The sequence below is a fragment of the Caulobacter sp. GW822-FHT01G02 genome, assembly GCF_058802865.1.
In genome coordinates this window covers 133975-152123 of record NZ_JBXAON010000009.1, presented here as the reverse complement: position 1 = coordinate 152123, position 18149 = coordinate 133975, and the positions used below count along the sequence as shown (strand labels likewise).

The following is an 18149-nucleotide window of genomic DNA, read 5'->3' as shown; positions in this document are numbered from 1 at the left end:
AAAGAGCGACCATGGCGTTCGACAACCCCTTCGCCGGCGAGATCTGGTCCAGCAAGTACCGCTTCGCGCCGCCGGACGGCGGCGGGGACGCCAACGTCGACGAGACCTGGGCGCGGGTCGCCAGGGCCATCGCCCAGGCCGAGACGCCCAAGCTGCGCGAAGGTTTCGAAGCCGAGGTCCTGGAGGCCCTCACTGATTTCAAGGTCCTGCCGGCCGGCCGCATCCTGGCCGGCGCCGGCACCGCCCGGGCGGTGACCCTGTTCAACTGCTTCGTCATGGGGGTGACGCCCGACGACCTGGGCGGCATCTTCGAGCATGTGCGCGAAGCGGCCGTCACCCTCCAGCAGGGCGGCGGCGTGGGCATGGACTTCTCCTCGATCCGCCCGGCCGGAGCCAGGGTGGAGGGCGTCGGGGCCGACGCCTCCGGCCCCCTCAGCTTCATGGATGTCTGGGACTCGATGTGCCGCACCATCCTGTCGGCCGGACAAAGGCGCGGGGCGATGATGGGCTGCCTGCGCATCGACCATCCCGACATCGAGGCCTTCATCGACGCCAAGCGCGCGGCGGGCCGCTTCCGCAACTTCAATCTCTCGGTGCTGGTCACCGATCCGTTCATGGCCGCGCTCGAAGCCGACGCCGACTGGCCGCTGAGCTTCGGCGGCCAGGTCTATCGCACGGTGCGCGCCGTCGACCTCTGGGCCAGGCTGATGCAGGCTACCTATGACGCCGCCGAACCGGGGGTGATCTTCATCGATCGAGTCAACGCCGCCAACAACCTGGCCTATTGCGAGCAGATCCTGGCCAGCAATCCCTGCGGCGAACAGATGCTGCCGCCGTATGGCGCCTGCCTGTTGGGCTCGCTCAACCTGGCCCGCCTGGTCGACAACCCGTTCGAACCCGGCGCCGTCCTCGACGAGGACAGGCTCGGCGCCCTGACCCGCACAACCGTGCGCATGCTAGACAATGTCATCGACATCTCCCGCTTTCCGCTGGAAGCCCAGGCGGTCGAGGCTAGGGCCAAGCGGCGGCTGGGGATCGGCGTCACCGGCTTGGCCGACGCCCTGGTGTTCTGCCGCGCGCGCTATGGCGACGACCAAGCCGTGGCGCTGACCCAGCGGTGGCTGGGGGTGATCAAGCGCGAGGCCTATCGCGCCTCGGCGCGGCTGGCCGCTGAGAAAGGCCCCTTCCCCCTCTACGACCCCCGGATTCTCGACCGGCCCAACCTCACCAGCCTGGACGAGGAAACCCGGGCCCTGATCGCCGCCCACGGCCTGCGCAATGGCTGCCTGACCTCCATCGCCCCGACCGGCACCACCTCCCTGCTGGCGGGCAATGTCTCCTCGGGCATCGAGCCGGTCTTCGCCTACGCCTATACTCGCAAGGTGCGCCAGCCGGACGGAACCAGCCGCGAGGAGCAGGTCGAGGACTACGCCCTGGCGGTGTGGAAGCGGCTGCATGGCGACGCCCCGCCCCCCGAGGCGGCGTTCGTCAGCGCCCAGGACCTGGCCCCGGCCGATCACCTGCGCATGCAGGCCGCCGCCCAAGCCCTGGTCGACAGCTCGATCTCCAAGACCGTCAACTGCCCCGAGACCATCGCCTTCGACGACTTCGCCGACATCTATCGCCAGGGCTACCGACTGGGCTGCAAGGGCTTGACCACCTATCGGCCCAACGCCATCACGGGCTCGGTGCTGTCGGTGGCGCCGCCGGCTGCGGCTCCCGCGCCCGAGCTTCCCCTGCCCTCGCGCCCCGACGCCCTGGGTGGCGCGACCTACAAGATCAAATGGCCCGACAGCGCTCATGCCGTCTATGTGACGATTAACGACGTCGAGGCCGAGGACGGCCGCCATCCCTTTGAGATCTTCGTCAACTCCAAAAACATGGAGCACTACGCCTGGACGCTGGGCCTGACGCGGATGATCTCGGCGGTGTTCCGGCGGGGCGGCGACGTGTCGTTCGTGGCCGAGGAGCTGAAGGCGGTGTTCGATCCGCGCGGCGGCGGCTGGATCGATGGGCGCTACGCTCCGTCCCTGCTGGCCGCGATCGGCGGGGTCATCGAGCGGCACCTGAGCGGCCAGCCATCGCACGAGCCGGGCGTCGAACAGCCCCCGAGAACGTCGACCGAGACCTCGGCCAATCCGTTCGCCGCCAACAAGGCCTGCTGCCCGCGCTGCGGCAGTTTCGAGATGGTGCGCAAGGAGGGCTGCGACACCTGTTTCGACTGCGGCTATTCCAAATGCGGCTAAGCGGTTGACGATCATCAAGGCGGCCAGGACCCCTATCAAGGCGTGAGCGTCGGTTCGGGTGCAGGGTGTCCCGATGTCAACCGCCGCCGCCCGCCGCGCCTATCGCGGCCCCGCCTTGTTCAGCTTCGGCTTTCGCCCCTTCTACCTTCTGGGCGCCCTCTGGTCGGCGCTGGTCGTCCCGCTGTGGCTGTGGAGCTACCTGGCCGGCGGCCCGGGCATGCTGACGCGCGACTGGCACGTTCATGAGATGCTGTTTGGTTTCCTGGCGGCCATCGTCGCCGGTTTCCTGACCACGGCGGTGCCCAACTGGACCGGACGCATGCCGATCATCGGCGCGCCCCTGGCCCAGTTGGTCGGACTTTGGCTGGCCGGACGCGTGGCCATGCTGTTCCAAGCCAACCTTGGCGCCGCCGCCGTCGGGGTGATCGACAGCCTGTTCCTGCTGGTCTTCGCCAGCGTCCTCTGGCGCGAGGTGTTGGCCGGCCGCAACTGGCGCAACCTGCCGGTCTGCGGCCTGGTGAGCGCCCTGGCTCTGGGCAATATCGCCTTCCATCTGCAGGGCGTCAGTTGGGCCTCGGGGCTGGGCGAGCGGCTGGCCCTGGGCGTGGCGACCCTGCTGATCGCACTGATCGGCGGACGTATCACCCCCAGCTTCACCCGCAACTGGCTCAAGGCCCGGGGCATGGCCGCCCAGCCGGCGGTCTTTGGCCTGATCGACCGCGCCGCCCTGGCCTTGACGGGCCTGGCCGCCCTCGCCTGGGTCGCCTTTCCCGACGCCCTTTTCACCGGCGTCCTTCTGGCCCTCTCTGGCCTGGCTCATCTGGTCCGACTAGCGCGCTGGCGCGGCTGGGCCGCCCGGCGCGAACCGCTGGTGTGGATTCTCCACCTTGGCTATGGCTGGCTGGGCTTGGCCCTGCTGCTGCTGGGCGCCTCGGTGCTCGATCCGGCGATCCCGCGCACCGTCGGCGTCCACGCCCTGACCGCGGGGGCGATCGGCGTCATGACCCTGGCGGTGATGACCCGCTCCAGCCGCGGCCACACCGGTCGTCCGCTTCACGCCGACGCGGCCACCGCCGCGATCTATCTGGCCATCAACGCCTCGGCCCTGGCGCGGATCGTCGCGCCGTTCACCGGCGCGGGCCAACGGAGCCTCCTGATGCTCTCGGCGGGCCTTTGGGTCCTGGCCTTCGCCGGTTACGTGGCCGCCTATGGCCCCATGTTGATTGGGCCGCGCCCGACCAAGGCTTGACCGATATCAAGCCCTGCGGCGCATGGCGTCATGGCCTTCCCCGCCGGCAAGGCCTACCGATGAGGCTCGCTCCGAGCGTTCGGGCCTAAAGCGCATCCGCGCCAGGGCCGGGCCGCCGCGCCGGCTCCGCCGGCAAGGGTGACGGGGGAAACGCCGTCGCCTCCCTTGCTTGGAAAGGAGCCCGCATGGGACGCTTGGTTGACGGCTTTGGCCGCCGCTTTCGCTATCTGCGCCTCTCGGTCACCGAGGTGTGCAACTATCGCTGCACCTATTGCCTGCCCGACGGCTTCAAGAAGTCCGGGTCGATGGCTTTTCTCACCCCCGACGAGATCGACTGCGTGGTGCGCGCCTTCGCGGGCTTCGGCGTCGCCAAGCTGCGCCTGACCGGCGGCGAGCCGAGCGTGCGCCGTGACCTGGCCGAGATCATCGGGCGCGCCGCGGCCACGCCCGGCATCGACAAGGTGGCGGTCACCACCAACGGCTGGAGCCTCAAGCGCAATATCCAGGCCTGGCGCGAGGCGGGCCTGACCAATCTCAATGTCAGCATCGACGCGCTCGATCCGGCCGCCTTCCATCGCATCACCGGCCACGACCAGTTGAACGAGATCATCGCCGGCCTCGACCTCGCCCTGGCCTTGAACATGCCGACGGTGAAGGTCAACGCCGTCCTGCTGCGCGACACGGTGGAGACCGGATTCGACATCTTCGCCGATTTCGTCCGTGATCGGCCGATCTCGTTTCGCTTCATCGAGCTGATGCGCACTGGCGACAACGCCGCCTATTTCGACGACCAGCACGTCTCCGGCGTCGACCTGCAGGGCTGGCTGGCGATGCGCGGCTGGTCGCCCGTTCCCAAGGCCTTCGACGATGGGCCGGCCACCGACTACGCCCATCCCGACCACCGCGGGCGCATCGGCCTGATCGCGCCCTATGCCCCGGGTTTCTGCGATAGTTGCAACCGCCTGCGCATCACCGCCAAGGGCGCGCTGCGCTTGTGCCTGTTTGGCGAATTGGGGGTCAATCTTCGCGATCTGCTGATTCCCGGCCAAGAAGAAGCCTTGCAAGCCCGCATCGAGGCGGCCCTGATCGGCAAGCCGGTCGGCCACCGGCTGCATGAGAACAACAGCGGCGACACGCGGCAGTTGGCGCAGTTCGGCGGCTAGGCCGAGCTTAGGGGACCGAGCGAATATCCCGCGCCGTCGGCCAGCGCTCGCGCTGCGCCTTGCCGGTCGGCGCATCGGTGGGCAGGGTGTGGTTGTCGATCAGGGGATCGGGCTTGGCCAGGCGCTCCAGCACCACCGGCCGGGCGATCGTCACCCGCGGTCCGTTGACCACTACGCCATAGTCGGCGATCGCCGCGAAGGCCCGCGACAGGTTCTCCGGCGTCATGCCCAGCACCGAGGCGAGCAGGCGCTTTTCGTGCGGCAGGGTGAAGGTGTCTGCCCCGCCCTGGCGCACCTTCTGGGTGATCAGATAGTTGGCCAGCCGCTCGAGCCCGCCGCGCAGCTTCTGGTTTTTGATGGCCCGCACCAGGCCGCGATAGCAGCCCGACAATTCCTGGGCCACGGCGAAGCCGAAGGCGGCGTCCTCCTTCATCGCCCGACGCAGAGCCTCGCCCGACAACATCAGGATGTCGGACCGTTCGATCGTCTGGGCGCTCATCAGGGCGTCGGCGTCGAGCACCACGGCGGCCAGGATGAAGGTGGAGACCGGCCGCAGCACCGCCAGGGTGGTGTCCTTGTCATTCCAGGTCGCGCCCAGCTCGACGCTGCCGTCGAGCAGCACATAGAGGAAGTCGACCGCGTCGCCCTCGGTGAGCAGGGTCGTACCGGCCGGAAACTTCTGCAGGAAGGCCCCGCCGGTGACGTTCCTGAACGCCTCGTCCGACATCACGCCGAACAAGGGCAGACTCCTGACACGGTCGAGATCAGCGCTTCTCATCATGCCTCCCTCATGGCGTCGTCGCGACCGGGCGGCCTTGACGCAGGTCAACCCGACTAATGACGCGTCGCTTGATGACTATCAATCGCATACTTGACGCGTTAGTCAATTGCGATTGATGAAATAAAACCGTGCCCTTTTGCCACACCGAATACTCATAAGTGAACGTCAGTTATTTCGCTTTGCTTGATGCTTATCAAATGCGCCGAAGCCTCCCCCCGCAATAGATTGCTCGCGGCAGATGTTGTCGTGCGCGATTTGGGGGCAGACATGCAGACGGCGACGCCATCACAACAGGGAGCCGGATCGGCCCTGACGATGAGCACGATCGCCTTCACCGCCTGTTTCGCGGTATGGACGGTGTTCTCGATCATCGGCGTCAAGATCAAGCAGGACCTGGGGCTGAGCGAGGCGCAGTTTGGCCTGCTGGTCGGCACCCCGATCCTGACCGGTTCGCTAGTCCGGGTGTTCCTGGGCGTCTGGACCGAGCAATATGGCGGCCGCTTGGTCAATCTGCTGGTCATGCTGTCAGCGGCGGCGGCGACCTTCCTGTTGTCCTACGCCCAGACCTATCCGCAGTTTCTGCTGGCGGCCCTAGGCGTGGGCCTGGCCGGCGGCTCGTTCGCGGTCGGCGTGGCCTATGTCTCCAAGTTTTTTCCCAAGGAGCGCCAGGGCGCGGCGCTGGGCATATTCGGGGCGGGCAATGTCGGCGCCGCCGTCACCAAGTTCGCCGCCCCCTTCGTGATGCTGGCGCTCGGCTGGCAGGGCGTGGCCCAGATCTGGGCCGGAGCGCTGGCCCTGCTGGCGGTCGCCTTCTTCCTGACCACCAAGGACGAGCCCGACCTGCTGACCCGCCGCCGCACAGGCACCAAGCCGCAGGCCACCAGCGCCCAGCTGGCCCCGCTGCGCAAGCTGCAGGTCTGGCGATTCGCCCTCTACTACTTCTTCGTGTTCGGCGGCTTCGTGGCCCTGGCCCTGTGGCTGCCGCACTATCTGGTCGCGGTCTATCACCTCGACATTGTCGCCGCGGGCATGCTGGCGGCCGCCTATTCCATCCCCGGCTCGCTATTTCGCGTCTTCGGCGGCTGGCTGTCGGACAAGATCGGCGCTCGCAAGGTCATGTATCTGACTTTTGGGATCAGCGTGGTTTGCGCCTTCCTACTGTCCTATCCGGCCACCAGCTACGTGGTCGACGGGGTGCATGGGCCGATCACCTTCCGCTTAGCCACAGGCCTGGTCCCATTCGTGATCCTGCTGTTCGCCCTCGGCTTCGCCATGAGCCTGGGCAAGGCGGCGGTCTACAAACACATTCCGGTCTACTACCCCGACCACGTCGGCTCGGTCGGCGGTCTGGTCGGCATGGTCGGCGGCCTAGGCGGCTTCATCATGCCGATCGCCTTCGGGGCTCTCAACGACCTTACCGGCGTCTGGACCAGCTGCTTCATGCTGCTGTTCGTCCTGGTCGCCGGCGCCCTGACCTGGATGCACCTGGCCATCGGCCGGATGGAGCGCGCTAACGCGCCCCAACTGGTCAACCTGCCGGAGCTTCCGGAAATGGCCGGCCTGTCCAAAACCACCTCCTTCGCCGCGCCCGGCGGGCGCGTCGCCAACCCTCCCGCTCACTCGTGAGTAAGGCGCAATCGATGTCGACTTCCAAACCTAGCCCGGTGATCACCGACTGGCGTCCCGAGGACGCCGCGTTCTGGAGTGAAACCGGCAAGCGCGTCGCCACCCGCAATCTGTGGATCTCGGTGCCCAACCTCCTCCTGGCCTTCTCGGTCTGGATGGTCTGGTCGATGGTCATCGCCAAACTCAAGCTGGTCGGCTTCAAGTTCACCACTGAGCAGTTGTTCTGGCTGGCCGCCCTGCCCGCGCTGTCAGGCGCCACCCTGCGGATCTTCTACAGCTTCATGGTGCCGATCGTCGGTGGGCGGCGCTGGACGGCCCTGGCCACCCTGTCGCTGCTGATCCCGGCCATCGGCATCGGGGTGGTGGTGCAGCACCCGGAGACCCCTTACAGCGTCTTCGTCCTGCTGGCCCTGGCCTGCGGCCTGGGCGGCGGCAACTTCGCCTCCTCGATGGCCAATATCTCGTTCTTCTTCCCCAAGAGCGAAAAGGGCGCGGCGCTCGGCGTCAACGCCGGCTTTGGCAATCTCGGCGTCAGCGTCATGCAGTTCCTGGTGCCGGTGGTGATCGGCCTGGCGCTGTTTGGCCCGCTGGTCGGCGCGCCCCAGACCATCGTCGAGCACGGCGTGGCCAAGTCGATCTGGCTGCAGAACGCCGCCTATGTCTGGGTCCCCTTCATCGTCATCGCCGCCGTGGCCGCCTGGTTTGGCATGAACGACCTTGCGTCGGCCAAGGCCTCCTTCTCGACCCAGGCCGTGATCTTCACCCGCAAGCACAACTGGATCATGTGCTGGCTCTATCTGGGCACCTTCGGCTCCTTCCTCGGCTTCTCGGCCGCCTTCCCGCTGCTGACCAAGACCCTGTTTCCGGACATCAACGTCCTGCAGCTGGCCTTCCTGGGTCCGCTGATTGGCGCGGCCTCCCGCGCCCTGACCGGCGGGATCTCCGACCGCTTCGGCGGCGAGCGCGTCACCCACTGGGCTTTCCTGGCCCTGACCGTCGGTGTCCTGGGCGTGCTGGCCGGGGTCGGCGCCTATGGCGCGGCGCCCTCCTTCCCGATCTTCTTCGTCAGCTTCCTGTGGCTGTTCTTCTGGACCGGGGTCGGCAACGCCTCGACCTTCCAGATGATCCCCGCCATCGTCCGCGCCGACATGCCCCGGCTGATGCCGGGCGCGCCCCTCGAGGCCCGCCAGCGCGCCGCGGAAATGGAGTCGGCGGCCATCGTCGGCTTCACCTCGGCCGTCGGCGCCTTCGGCGGCTTCTTCATCCCCAAGGCGTTCGGCGACTCGCTGAAGGCCACCGGTGATCCCCAGTTCGCCCTCTACCTGTTCCTGGGCTTCTACATCAGCTGCGTGGTCGTCAACTGGGCCTTCTACGGCCGCAAGGCTTCGCTGCTGCACACCTCCGCGCCCGCCCTCATCAAGGTTCCCGCCCAATGAGCCATACCCTGGACCGTCTTGCCTTCTTCACGCGCAAGACCGAGTTGTTCTCCGACGGCCACGGCGTCATGAACGATGACGACCGCACCTGGGAACAGGCCTACCGAAACCGCTGGCAGCACGACAAGATCGTGCGCTCCACCCACGGGGTGAACTGCACCGGCTCGTGCTCCTGGAAGATCTATGTCAAGGGCGGCATCGTCACCTGGGAAACCCAGCAGACGGACTATCCGCGCACCCGGCCGGAACTGCCAAACCACGAGCCGCGCGGCTGCGCCCGCGGCGCCAGCTACAGCTGGTATCTCTATTCGGCCAACCGGGTGAAATACCCGCTGATCCGCTCGCGCCTGCTGAAGCTGTGGCGGGCGGCTCGGGTCACCCGCAGCCCTGTGGCCGCCTGGGCCTCGATCCAGAACGACCCGGCCCAGCGCGCCGACTATGTGACCCGGCGCGGCGGCGGCGGCTTCATCCGCGCCACCTGGGACGAGGTCACTGAGATCATCGCCGCGGCCAACGCCCACACCATCAAGGCCCATGGCCCTGACCGGGTGTTCGGCTTCTCGCCGATCCCGGCCATGTCCATGGTCTCCTACGCCGCTGGGGCCCGCTATCTGCAGCTGATCGGCGGGGTCTGCGGCTCGTTCTATGACTGGTACTGCGACCTGCCGCCGGCCTCGCCCCAGACCTGGGGCGAGCAGACCGACGTCGCCGAAAGCGCCGACTGGTTCAATTCCAGCTTCATGATTCTGTGGGGCTCCAACGTCCCGCAGACCCGCACCCCTGACGCCCACTTCTACACCGAGGCGCGCTATCGCGGCGCCAAGTCGGTGGTGATCTGTCCCGACTATTCGGAGGCCTCCAAGTTCTCCGACCTGTGGCTGGCGGTCAAGCAGGGCACCGACGCGGCCCTGGGCATGGCCTTTGGCCACGTGATCCTCAAGGAGTTCCACGTCGACCGCCAGGTCCCCTACTTCCGCGACTATCTGCGCAAGTACTCCGACCTGCCGATGCTGGTGCGCCTGGTCCCACAGGACGGCGCCTATGTGCCCGAGCGCCTGCTGCGCGCCGCCGAGTTCGACCAGGCCCTAGGCGAGACCAACAACCCCGATTGGAAGACCGTCGCGCTGGACGAGGCCACCGGCCAGGTGGTGGTCCCAGGCGGCTCGATCGGCTTCCGCTGGGGCGAAGACGGCAAGTGGAACTTGGAGGAAAAGGACGGGGCCGGCCGTGAGACCACCCTGCGCCTGGGCCTCAAGGGCGTTCATGACGACGTCGTCGGCGTGCGCTTCCCCTATTTCGGCGGCGCGGCCACCAACGGCTTCGCCATGACCGACCACCCCGACGTGCTGGTGCGCAACGTGCCGGTCAAGCGGATGATACTGCCCGAGGGCGAGACCCTGGTGGCCTGCGTCTACGACCTGTTCCTGGCCAATTATGGCGTCGACCAGGGTTTTGGCGGCGATCATATGCCGGCCGACCATGACGACGTCCAGCCCTATTCCCCGGCCTGGGCCGAAGCCATCACCTCGGTGCCGCGTGACCAGATCCTGGCCGTGGCCCGCGGCTTCGCCGGCAACGCCGAGAAGACCGACGGCAAGTCGATGATCATCATCGGCGCGGCGATGAACCACTGGTACCACATGGACATGAACTACCGCGCCGCCATCAACATGCTGGTGATGTGCGGGTGCGTGGGCCAGTCAGGCGGCGGCTGGTCGCACTATGTCGGCCAGGAAAAGCTGCGGCCGCAGACCGGCTGGGCGCCGCTGGCCTTCGCCACCGACTGGATCAAGCCGCCAAGGCAGCAGAACTCCACTTCGTTCTTCTACGCCCACAGCGACCAGTGGCGCTACGAGACGGTCGGCATGGACGAGATCCTCTCCCCGACCGCACCCGACGGCGTGTGGAACGGCTCGATGATCGACTTCAACGCCAAGGCCGAACGCATGGGCTGGTTGCCCTCGGCCCCGGCCCTGAAGACCAACCCGCTGGAAGTGGCCAAGGCCGCCGCCGCCAAGGGCCAGGACGCCAAGGCCTATGCGCTCGACCAGCTCAAGAGCGGCGAGCTCGAGATGTCGTGCATGGATCCGGACGACCCGGCCAACTGGCCGCGCAACATGTTCGTCTGGCGCTCCAACCTGCTCGGCTCCTCGGGCAAGGGCCACGAATACTTCCTCAAGCACCTGCTGGGGGCCTCGCACGGGGTGCAGGGCAAGGACCTGGGCCAGACCGGCGGGGTCAAGCCGACCGAGGTCGCCTGGCATGACGAGGCGCCGGAAGGAAAGCTCGACCTGCTGGTCACCCTCGACTTCCGCATGTCGACCACGGCGGTCTATTCCGACATCGTCCTGCCGACCGCCACTTGGTACGAAAAAAACGATCTCAACACCTCCGACATGCACCCCTTCATCCACCCGCTGAGCGCGGCCGTGGATCCGGGCTGGGAGTCGAAATCGGACTGGGAGATCTTCAAGGCCATCGCCAAGACCTTCTCCAAGATCGCGCCGGAGGTGCTGGGCGTGGAACAGGACGTCGTCCTGACCCCCATCCAGCACGATAGCGCCGCCGAGCTGGCCCAGCCCTTCGACGTCCGCGACTGGTCCAAGGGCGAATGCGAAGCGATCCCCGGCAAGACCATGCCGCAGATCACCATCGTCGAGCGCGACTACCCCAACACCTACAAGCGCTTCACCGCGCTTGGCCCGCTGCTGGCCAAGAGCGGCAACGGCGGCAAGGGCATCGGCTGGAAGACCGACCACGAGGTCGATCTGCTCAAGGCGTTGAACGGCGAGGTGCTCGAGGAGGGCCAGACCCAGGGTCTGGCGCGCATCGAGAGCGACATCGACGCCTGCGAAACCATCCTGATGCTGGCGCCGGAGACCAATGGCGAGGTGGCGGTCAAGGCCTGGGGGGCGCTCGAAAAGCAGACCGGCCGCGAACACGTCCATCTGGCCATGCCCAAGGAAGACGAGAAGATCCGCTTCCGCGACCTCCTGGCCCAGCCGCGCAAGATCATCTCCTCGCCGACCTGGTCGGGCATCGAGAGCGAGAAGGTCTGCTACACGGCCGGCTACACCAACGTCCACGAGTTGATCCCGTGGCGAACCCTGACCGGCCGCCAGCAACTCTATCAGGATCACCTGTGGATGCGGGCCTTCGGCGAGGCGCTGTGCGTCTATCGCCCGCCCATCGACCTGAAGACCACCCACGTCATGGGCGCCAAGCCCAATGGCGAGAAGGAGATCGTCCTCAACTTCATCACCCCGCACCAGAAGTGGGGCATCCACTCCACCTACAGCGACAACCTGATGATGCTGACCCTCAACCGCGGGGGACCGGTGGTCTGGGTGTCGGAGGTCGACGCCAGGAAAGCCGGTCTGGTCGACAACGACTGGATCGAGGTCTTCAACGCCAACGGCGCCCTGACCGCCCGGGTCGTGGTCTCCCAGCGCATCCGTGAAGGCACAACCTTCATGTACCACGCCCAGGAAAAGATCGTGAACACGCCAGGCTCGGAGATCACCGGCCTGCGCGGCGGAATCCACAACTCCTGCACCCGCACCGTGCTCAAGCCGACCCACATGATCGGCGGCTACGCCCAGCTAGCCTACGGCTTCAACTATTACGGCACCGTTGGCTCCAACCGCGACGAATTCGTGGTCGTGCGCAAGATGACCAAGATCGACTGGCTCGAAGAAACGCTCGTTCAGAAGGACTTCGCCCAATGAAGGTGCGCGCACAAATCGGCATGGTGCTGAACCTGGACAAGTGTATCGGGTGTCACACCTGCTCGGTCACCTGCAAGAACGTTTGGACCAACCGTGAGGGTGTCGAGTACGCCTGGTTCAACAACGTCGAGACAAAGCCCGGCATCGGCTTTCCCAAGGATTGGGAGAACCAGAAGAAGTGGAACGGCGGCTGGGTCCGTAAGGCCAATGGCAAGATCGAACCGAAGATGGGCGCCAAATGGCGCATCCTGGCCAAGATCTTCGCCAATCCCGACCTGCCCGAGATCGACGACTATTACGAGCCGTTCGACTTCGACTACGCCCACCTGCAGAACGCCCCGGAGATGAAGAACTTCCCCACCGCGCGGCCGCGCTCGAAGATCACCGGCCAGCGGATGGAGAAGATCGAATGGGGTCCCAACTGGGAGGAAATCCTGGGTGGCGAGTTCTCCAAGCGCTCGGCCGACGCCAATTTCGAGGGCGTCGAGAAGGAGATCTACGGCCAGTTCGAAAACACCTTCATGATGTATCTGCCGAGGCTCTGCGAACATTGCCTCAACCCCACCTGCGTGGCCGCCTGCCCGTCGGGCGCGATCTACAAGCGCGAGGAGGACGGCATCGTCCTGATCGACCAGGACAAGTGCCGCGGCTGGCGGATGTGCGTCTCGGCCTGCCCCTACAAGAAGATCTACTACAACTGGGAATCGGGGAAGTCGGAGAAGTGCACCTTCTGCTTCCCGCGCATCGAGGCGGGTCAACCGACCGTATGTTCGGAGACCTGCGTCGGCCGCATCCGCTATCTGGGCGTACTGCTCTATGACGCCGACCGCATCCAGGCCGCCGCCTCCACGGCTGACGAGAAGGACCTCTACCAGGCCCAGATCGATATCTTCCTGGATCCCAACGACCCGGCGGTGATCGCCCAGGCGCGCGCCGACGGCATTCCCGAGGCCTGGCTGGACGCGGCCCGCAAGAGCCCGGTCTACAAGATGGCGATCGACTGGAAGGTCGCCTTCCCGCTGCACCCCGAATACCGCACCCTGCCGATGGTCTGGTACGTGCCGCCACTGTCACCGATCCAGTCGGCCGCCTCGGCCGGAGCGCTGGAGATGGACGGCGACATGCCCGACGTCGCCTCGCTGCGCATCCCGGTGCGCTACCTGGCCAACCTGCTGACCGCCGGCAACGAGCCGCCGGTCGTTCAGGCCCTGGAGCGGATGTTGGCCATGCGCGGCTTCATGCGCGCCAAGACCGTCGATGGCCGCATCGACCACGCCATCGCCAACAAGGTCGGCCTGACCGCCGCCCAGGTGGAGGACATGTACCGCTACATGGCCATCGCCAACTATGAGGACCGCTTTGTTATTCCCTCGGCCCACCGCGAGGCGGCCGAGGACGCCTACGACCTGCGCGGCTCCTGCGGCTTCACCTTCGGCAATGGCTGCTCGGGCGGCCGCACCGAGCTGGGCCTGTTCGGCTCCAATCCGCGCTCGCGCGCCAAGACCCCCATGGAGGCCTAAAGTCATGGCCCGCACCTACAAGGCGCTTGCCCTGCTCCTGACCTATCCGAGCCCGCAAGTGCAGGACGCCACGCCCTATGCGCTGGGGGAGATCATCAAGGAAAACCTGCTGCCAGCGCCCCTGGTCAAGGCCTTGGGCGGTCTCGCCTCGATCCTGAGCAACGACGATATCTATGACCTGCAAGAGCGCTACACCGATCTGTTTGATCGCACGCGCTCCCTGTCGCTCAATCTCTATGAGCACGTCCATGGCGAAAGCCGCGATCGCGGCGAGGCCATGGTCGCGCTTCTGGAACTCTACCGCACCAAGGGCCTGGAGCTGACGGCCAACGAATTGCCCGACTTCCTGCCGGTGTTCCTGGAGTTCCTGTCGATCCTGCCCGACGCCGAGGCCTCTTCGCTGCTCGGTGAGGCGACCCACGTTCTGGACGCCATGGGCGAGCGCCTCAAAAAGCGCGACAGCCCCTATCGCGCGATCTTCGGCGCCCTGGCCAGTCTGGCGTCCCAAAAGGCCGATCCGGGGGCCTTGGCGGCCCTGCTCAGCGAGCCTGACGAGGATCCCGACGATCTCGAAGGTCTCGACAAGGCCTGGGCCGAAACCGCCGTCACCTTCGGTCCTTCGGATGTCGGCTGCCCCAAGGCCGGCGCTCTGGTCGAAGCCATGCAGGCCGAACCGGGCCGCGTTCCACGCCGGGCTCGCGCCGGCGCCCCCCAAGGAGCCTGATCATGGCCGTGCTCAACCAACTCTTGTTCGGGGTCTATCCCTATATCTGCCTGGCGGTGCTGGTGCTCGGCAGCGTTCTGCGCTTCGATCGCGAGCAATATACCTGGCGCTCGGGCTCATCCCAGCTGCTGCGCCGTCGCCAGCTGATGCTTGGCTCGGTGCTGTTCCACGTCGGCGTGCTGGTGATCTTCGGCGGCCACTTCGTGGGTTTGCTGACGCCGATCTGGGTGTTCGACGCCCTGCATATTCCGCACGGCGCCAAGCAGATCCTGGCCATCGTCGCTGGCGGCCTGGCGGGGGTGATGTGCCTGGCCGGCGGCCTGCTGCTCTTGCATCGGCGATTGTTTGATCCGCGCATCCGCAAGACGTCCAGCTTCAGCGACATCGCCATCCTGGTGATCCTGATGGTTCAACTGATCCTGGGCCTGTCGACCATTCCCGTCTCCCTGCAGCACCTGGACGGCCACGAGATGGTCAAGTTCATGACCTGGGCCCAGGGGGTCTTCACCTTCCGGCCGGGCATCGCCAGCGCGGTCGCCGACGTGAACCCGATCTTCAAGCTGCACCTGGTGCTCGGGATGACCATCCTGCTGCTGTTCCCGTTCACGCGCCTGGTCCACATGCTGTCTGCGCCGGTCTGGTACCTCAATCGCCGCGGCTGGCAGCTGGTGCGCACCAAGCGCGGCATGCCGATCTCCCCCGAGCCGGCCGCGCCGGTCTATCGCGACAAGATCGAAGCGGTGTGGCCGCCCTCTTCCTTCAAGACCCGGGAGTAGCCGAATGACCGCCACCACCGTTGTCGACGGCGTCGAGATTCCCGAGTTCCTGATCGCCCAGGAAGCCCAGAACCATCCCAGCCCTTCAGCGATGGAGGCCCGTCGGGCCGCGGGCAAGGCCCTGGCCGTGCGGGCTCTACTCCTGCATCGCGCCGACGAGTTAGGCCTGCGCCCTGAGCCCGAGCGCGATGCGGCCGATCGCGAAGAAACCGACGAGGAAGCCTTGATCCGCGCCGTCCTCGACGAGGAGGTCGATATCGAGACCCCTACCACCGAGCTCTGCCGACGGATCTACGACACCCAGCGCGAACGCTTCACCAGCCCCGCCCTGGTCGAGGCGGCCCATATCCTCATCGCCCCGCAAGGCGCGGAGGACGCCCACTGGGAGGCCGCCCGTCTGACGGCGCTCGACGCGGTGGCGACCCTGGTCAACAGCCCCGGCCAGTTCGCCGCCCTCGCTAAGGCCCTGTCGAGCTGCCCGTCGAGCGAGGTCGGCGGCTCCTTGGGACAACTTGGTCCAGGGGATGTGGTCAGTGAGATCGAACAGGCCTTGGTCGCTTTAAAGCCTGGCCAGGTTCTCAATCAGCCGGTGCGCTCGCGGTTCGGCTGGCATGTCCTCAAGCTGGATCGCCGCATCGAGGGGCGCGAGCTGCCCTTTGAGTATGTCGAGGACAAGATCCGGCTACATCTGGAGAGCCGGGCCTGGACGGCGGCGGCCACGCGTTACGTGTCCGACCTGGCCGATCGCGCCAGGGGCCTGGGCGTGGCCTTCAGCCTGACCCGTGACGGTCGCTTCGACACCGGGGCGCTGTCCCTAGGCGAACGGCTGGCCGGCGCCTCGGCGGCCGGTCTCGAGGCCTGGCTCGACACCTGCGACCCGGACTTGGCCACACGCGTGCGCACGGCCGCTTCGGCGGCCGGCGTCGATGTCGAGACCTTCGTGCAGCGCGCCGTTCAGGACTTCGTGAACACCGCCGGAGACGAGTCCTGGACCCATCTGATCTCCGCGGCCCAAGGGGCCGAAGATCCGGCCATCGCCGCCATCGCTTCCCTGCTGCGCACCCGGCTCACGCCCAAAGCGCGCACCTATACGATCTTCCGGAAAGTCTAGATCCTCATGCGTATCCTCTGGCTGCTGCCCCTGGCCGCGGCCCTTCCCAACCTGGCCCAGGCCGCCGAACCAGCCCGCGGCCAAATCCTGCTCGACGCCCGCCTTCGCTACGAGGCCGTCTCCCAGGACGGCCTGTCCAAGGACGCCCGGGCCCTGACGCTGCGCACGCGCCTCGGCTACGAGACCGCCGCCGTTCACGGCCTGAAGCTGCTGGTCGAGGGCGAAAACGTCACCGCCCTGGACGGCCGCTACAACAGCCAGATCAACGGCAAGACGGCCTATCCGGTGGTCGCCGATCCTGAAACGACCCAGCTCAACCGTCTGCAGCTGTCCTGGACCGGTCCGCTCGGCGGCGGCGCGACGGGCGGCGCCACCGTGGGTCGCCAGCGCCTGATCCTCGACAACGCCCGCTTCATCGGCAATGTCGGCTTTCGCCAGACCGAACAGACCTTCGATGCGGTGACCCTGGTCTATCGCCCCTCGCCCAAGCTCAGCCTGACCTATGCCTATCTGGACAAGGTCCACCGTATCCTTGGCGACGGTCATGCCCAGGGAAGCTGGCGTAGCGACTCCCATGTCGCCCAGATCGCCGCCAAGACCCCGATCGGCCAGGTCTCGGCCAGCGCCTACCTGCTGGACTTCGCCAACGCTCCGACCCAGTCCAGCGCCACCTACGACATCCGGCTGAGCGGCGCGCGTCCCTTGCGCTCGGACCTGACGCTCACCTATGAGGTGCAGTACGCCCGGCAAGGCGACTACGCCAACAGCCCGGCCGCCTTCAGCCTCGACTATCTGAACCTGATGGCGGGCCTAAAGACCAAAACCAGCGCCGTGGCGCTGGGGATCGAGCGCCTGGACGGCGACGGAAGCCGCGGCTTCCAGACCCCGCTGGCCACCTTGCACGCCTTCCAGGGCTGGGCTGACGTCTTCCTGACCACCCCGGCCAGCGGCGTGCGCGATTTGCAGCTGGCCGCCTCCACCAACCTGACCGCCTCCAAGGCTCACCCCATCAAGCTGCAGGCGGCCGCGCATCGCTTCGACGCCGCGCGCGGCGACGCCCGACTGGGCGATGAGCTGGACCTGGCCATCTCGGCGCCGCTGACGTCGAGGTTGTCGGCGGAGCTGGCGGCGGCGGCGTTCGACGGCGACCAACCAGCCTATCGCGACCGCACCAAGGTATGGCTGACGCTCGCCTACAAGCTCTGATCCACGGGCCCGGCCCGATGAGGACGCTATGACGACGACCCAGATCGAGGCCATTCCCCTGCATCTGCTGGCCGAGCCGATTGAGTGGTTCTTCGCCGAGCACTATCGTCATCGGCAGGCCTGCAAAATGATCGAGATGGCCGCCGCGGCCATGGTGTTCGACGGCCCGATGCTCTTCCAGCTGATCGGCTTCCTCGATCACGACCTGCCGTTGCATGTGATCGACGAGGAGGAGGACTTCTTCCCGCTTTTGCGGCGGCGCTGCGAAGCGGGAGACGATGTCGAGCGGGTGCTGGGCATGCTGTCGGCCGAGCATCGGGCCGACGTGGTCCAGGCCGGCGCGGTGCGCGCGCATCTGCAAGCCTGCCTGGAGCGCCGCTGCGCTCCAGGCCTAGATCCCGCGCAGCGCAAGGCCATGATCGCTTTCGCCGCCCAGGAACGCCGTCACCTGGGCCTGGAGAACGCCATCGTCTTGCCGATCGCGCGCCTGCGCCTGACACCTGACGACCTGACGACTCTGGGCCGCCGGCTCGCGGCTCGTCGCGGTCACCTGCTCAGCGCTGTTGTTGACTAAAGGAACAGG

General features: G+C 66.7%; 13 protein-coding genes and 1 riboswitch. Of the genes, 12 read left to right on the top strand and 1 reads right to left on the bottom strand.

The window, feature by feature from the left end; all coding sequences use genetic code 11:
- The first annotated feature begins 11 nt into the window (after positions 1-11).
- The 3 genes from AC1RNC_RS23570 (at position 12) to moaA (ending at position 4658) form a co-directional block, all read left to right on the top strand.
- Positions 12-2246, top strand: a complete 2235-nt coding sequence (locus AC1RNC_RS23570; protein ID WP_492888472.1) for an adenosylcobalamin-dependent ribonucleoside-diphosphate reductase — start codon at positions 12-14, stop codon at positions 2244-2246.
- A 73-nt stretch (positions 2247-2319) separates the two neighbouring features.
- Complete coding sequence (locus tag AC1RNC_RS23565) at positions 2320-3495, top strand: NnrS family protein (RefSeq protein ID WP_492841513.1); 1176 nt, start codon at positions 2320-2322, stop codon at positions 3493-3495.
- A gap of 57 nt (positions 3496-3552) precedes the next feature.
- Positions 3553-3691: riboswitch (molybdenum cofactor riboswitch) on the top strand.
- Entirely contained in the window at positions 3681-4658 is a 978-nt protein-coding gene (moaA, locus tag AC1RNC_RS23560; protein WP_492888471.1) for a GTP 3',8-cyclase MoaA, read from the top strand. Its footprint overlaps the riboswitch before it by 11 nt.
- 7 nt (positions 4659-4665) lie before the next feature.
- Here moaA and ftrB read toward each other — a convergent pair whose 3' ends face one another.
- The gene (gene ftrB / locus AC1RNC_RS23555) at positions 4666-5436 is read right to left on the bottom strand and encodes a transcriptional activator FtrB (protein ID WP_492841565.1); all 771 of its coding nucleotides are present in this window, start codon (positions 5434-5436) and stop codon (positions 4666-4668) included.
- Positions 5437-5754: 318 nt separating this feature from the next.
- On the opposite strand from ftrB, the gene AC1RNC_RS23550 reads away from it, so the two are divergent.
- The 9 genes from AC1RNC_RS23550 to AC1RNC_RS23510 are packed head-to-tail and all read left to right on the top strand — an operon-like array spanning position 5755 to position 18140.
- Complete coding sequence (locus tag AC1RNC_RS23550) at positions 5755-7065, top strand: MFS transporter (protein WP_492888470.1); 1311 nt, start codon at positions 5755-5757, stop codon at positions 7063-7065.
- Positions 7066-7079: 14 nt separating this feature from the next.
- Positions 7080-8501: a NarK family nitrate/nitrite MFS transporter gene (locus AC1RNC_RS23545; protein ID WP_492841507.1), complete on the top strand. Its 1422-nt coding sequence runs from the start codon at positions 7080-7082 to the stop codon at positions 8499-8501.
- Positions 8498-12229 (top strand): nitrate reductase subunit alpha, encoded by a 3732-nt coding sequence (locus tag AC1RNC_RS23540; protein WP_492888469.1) that lies wholly within the window; start codon positions 8498-8500, stop codon positions 12227-12229. Before AC1RNC_RS23545 ends, AC1RNC_RS23540 begins: the two co-directional genes overlap by 4 nt.
- A complete protein-coding gene (gene narH / locus AC1RNC_RS23535) occupies positions 12226-13749 on the top strand; it encodes a nitrate reductase subunit beta (protein ID WP_492841503.1) in 1524 nt (507 codons plus the stop codon). Before AC1RNC_RS23540 ends, narH begins: the two co-directional genes overlap by 4 nt.
- A 4-nt stretch (positions 13750-13753) precedes the next feature.
- Positions 13754-14473, top strand: coding sequence for a nitrate reductase molybdenum cofactor assembly chaperone (gene narJ, locus AC1RNC_RS23530; RefSeq protein ID WP_492841501.1), 720 nt, complete (start codon positions 13754-13756; stop codon positions 14471-14473).
- 2 nt (positions 14474-14475) lie between these two features.
- Positions 14476-15249 (top strand): respiratory nitrate reductase subunit gamma, encoded by a 774-nt coding sequence (gene narI, locus AC1RNC_RS23525; RefSeq protein ID WP_492841499.1) that lies wholly within the window; start codon positions 14476-14478, stop codon positions 15247-15249.
- A gap of 4 nt (positions 15250-15253) precedes the next feature.
- Positions 15254-16360, top strand: coding sequence for a peptidylprolyl isomerase (locus AC1RNC_RS23520; RefSeq protein ID WP_492888468.1), 1107 nt, complete (start codon positions 15254-15256; stop codon positions 16358-16360).
- Positions 16361-16366: 6 nt separating this feature from the next.
- Positions 16367-17566, top strand: a complete 1200-nt coding sequence (locus AC1RNC_RS23515) for an alginate export family protein (protein WP_492888467.1) — start codon at positions 16367-16369, stop codon at positions 17564-17566.
- A 28-nt stretch (positions 17567-17594) separates the two neighbouring features.
- Entirely contained in the window at positions 17595-18140 is a 546-nt protein-coding gene (locus AC1RNC_RS23510) for a hemerythrin domain-containing protein (protein WP_492841493.1), read from the top strand.
- The last annotated feature ends 9 nt before the right edge of the window (positions 18141-18149 follow it).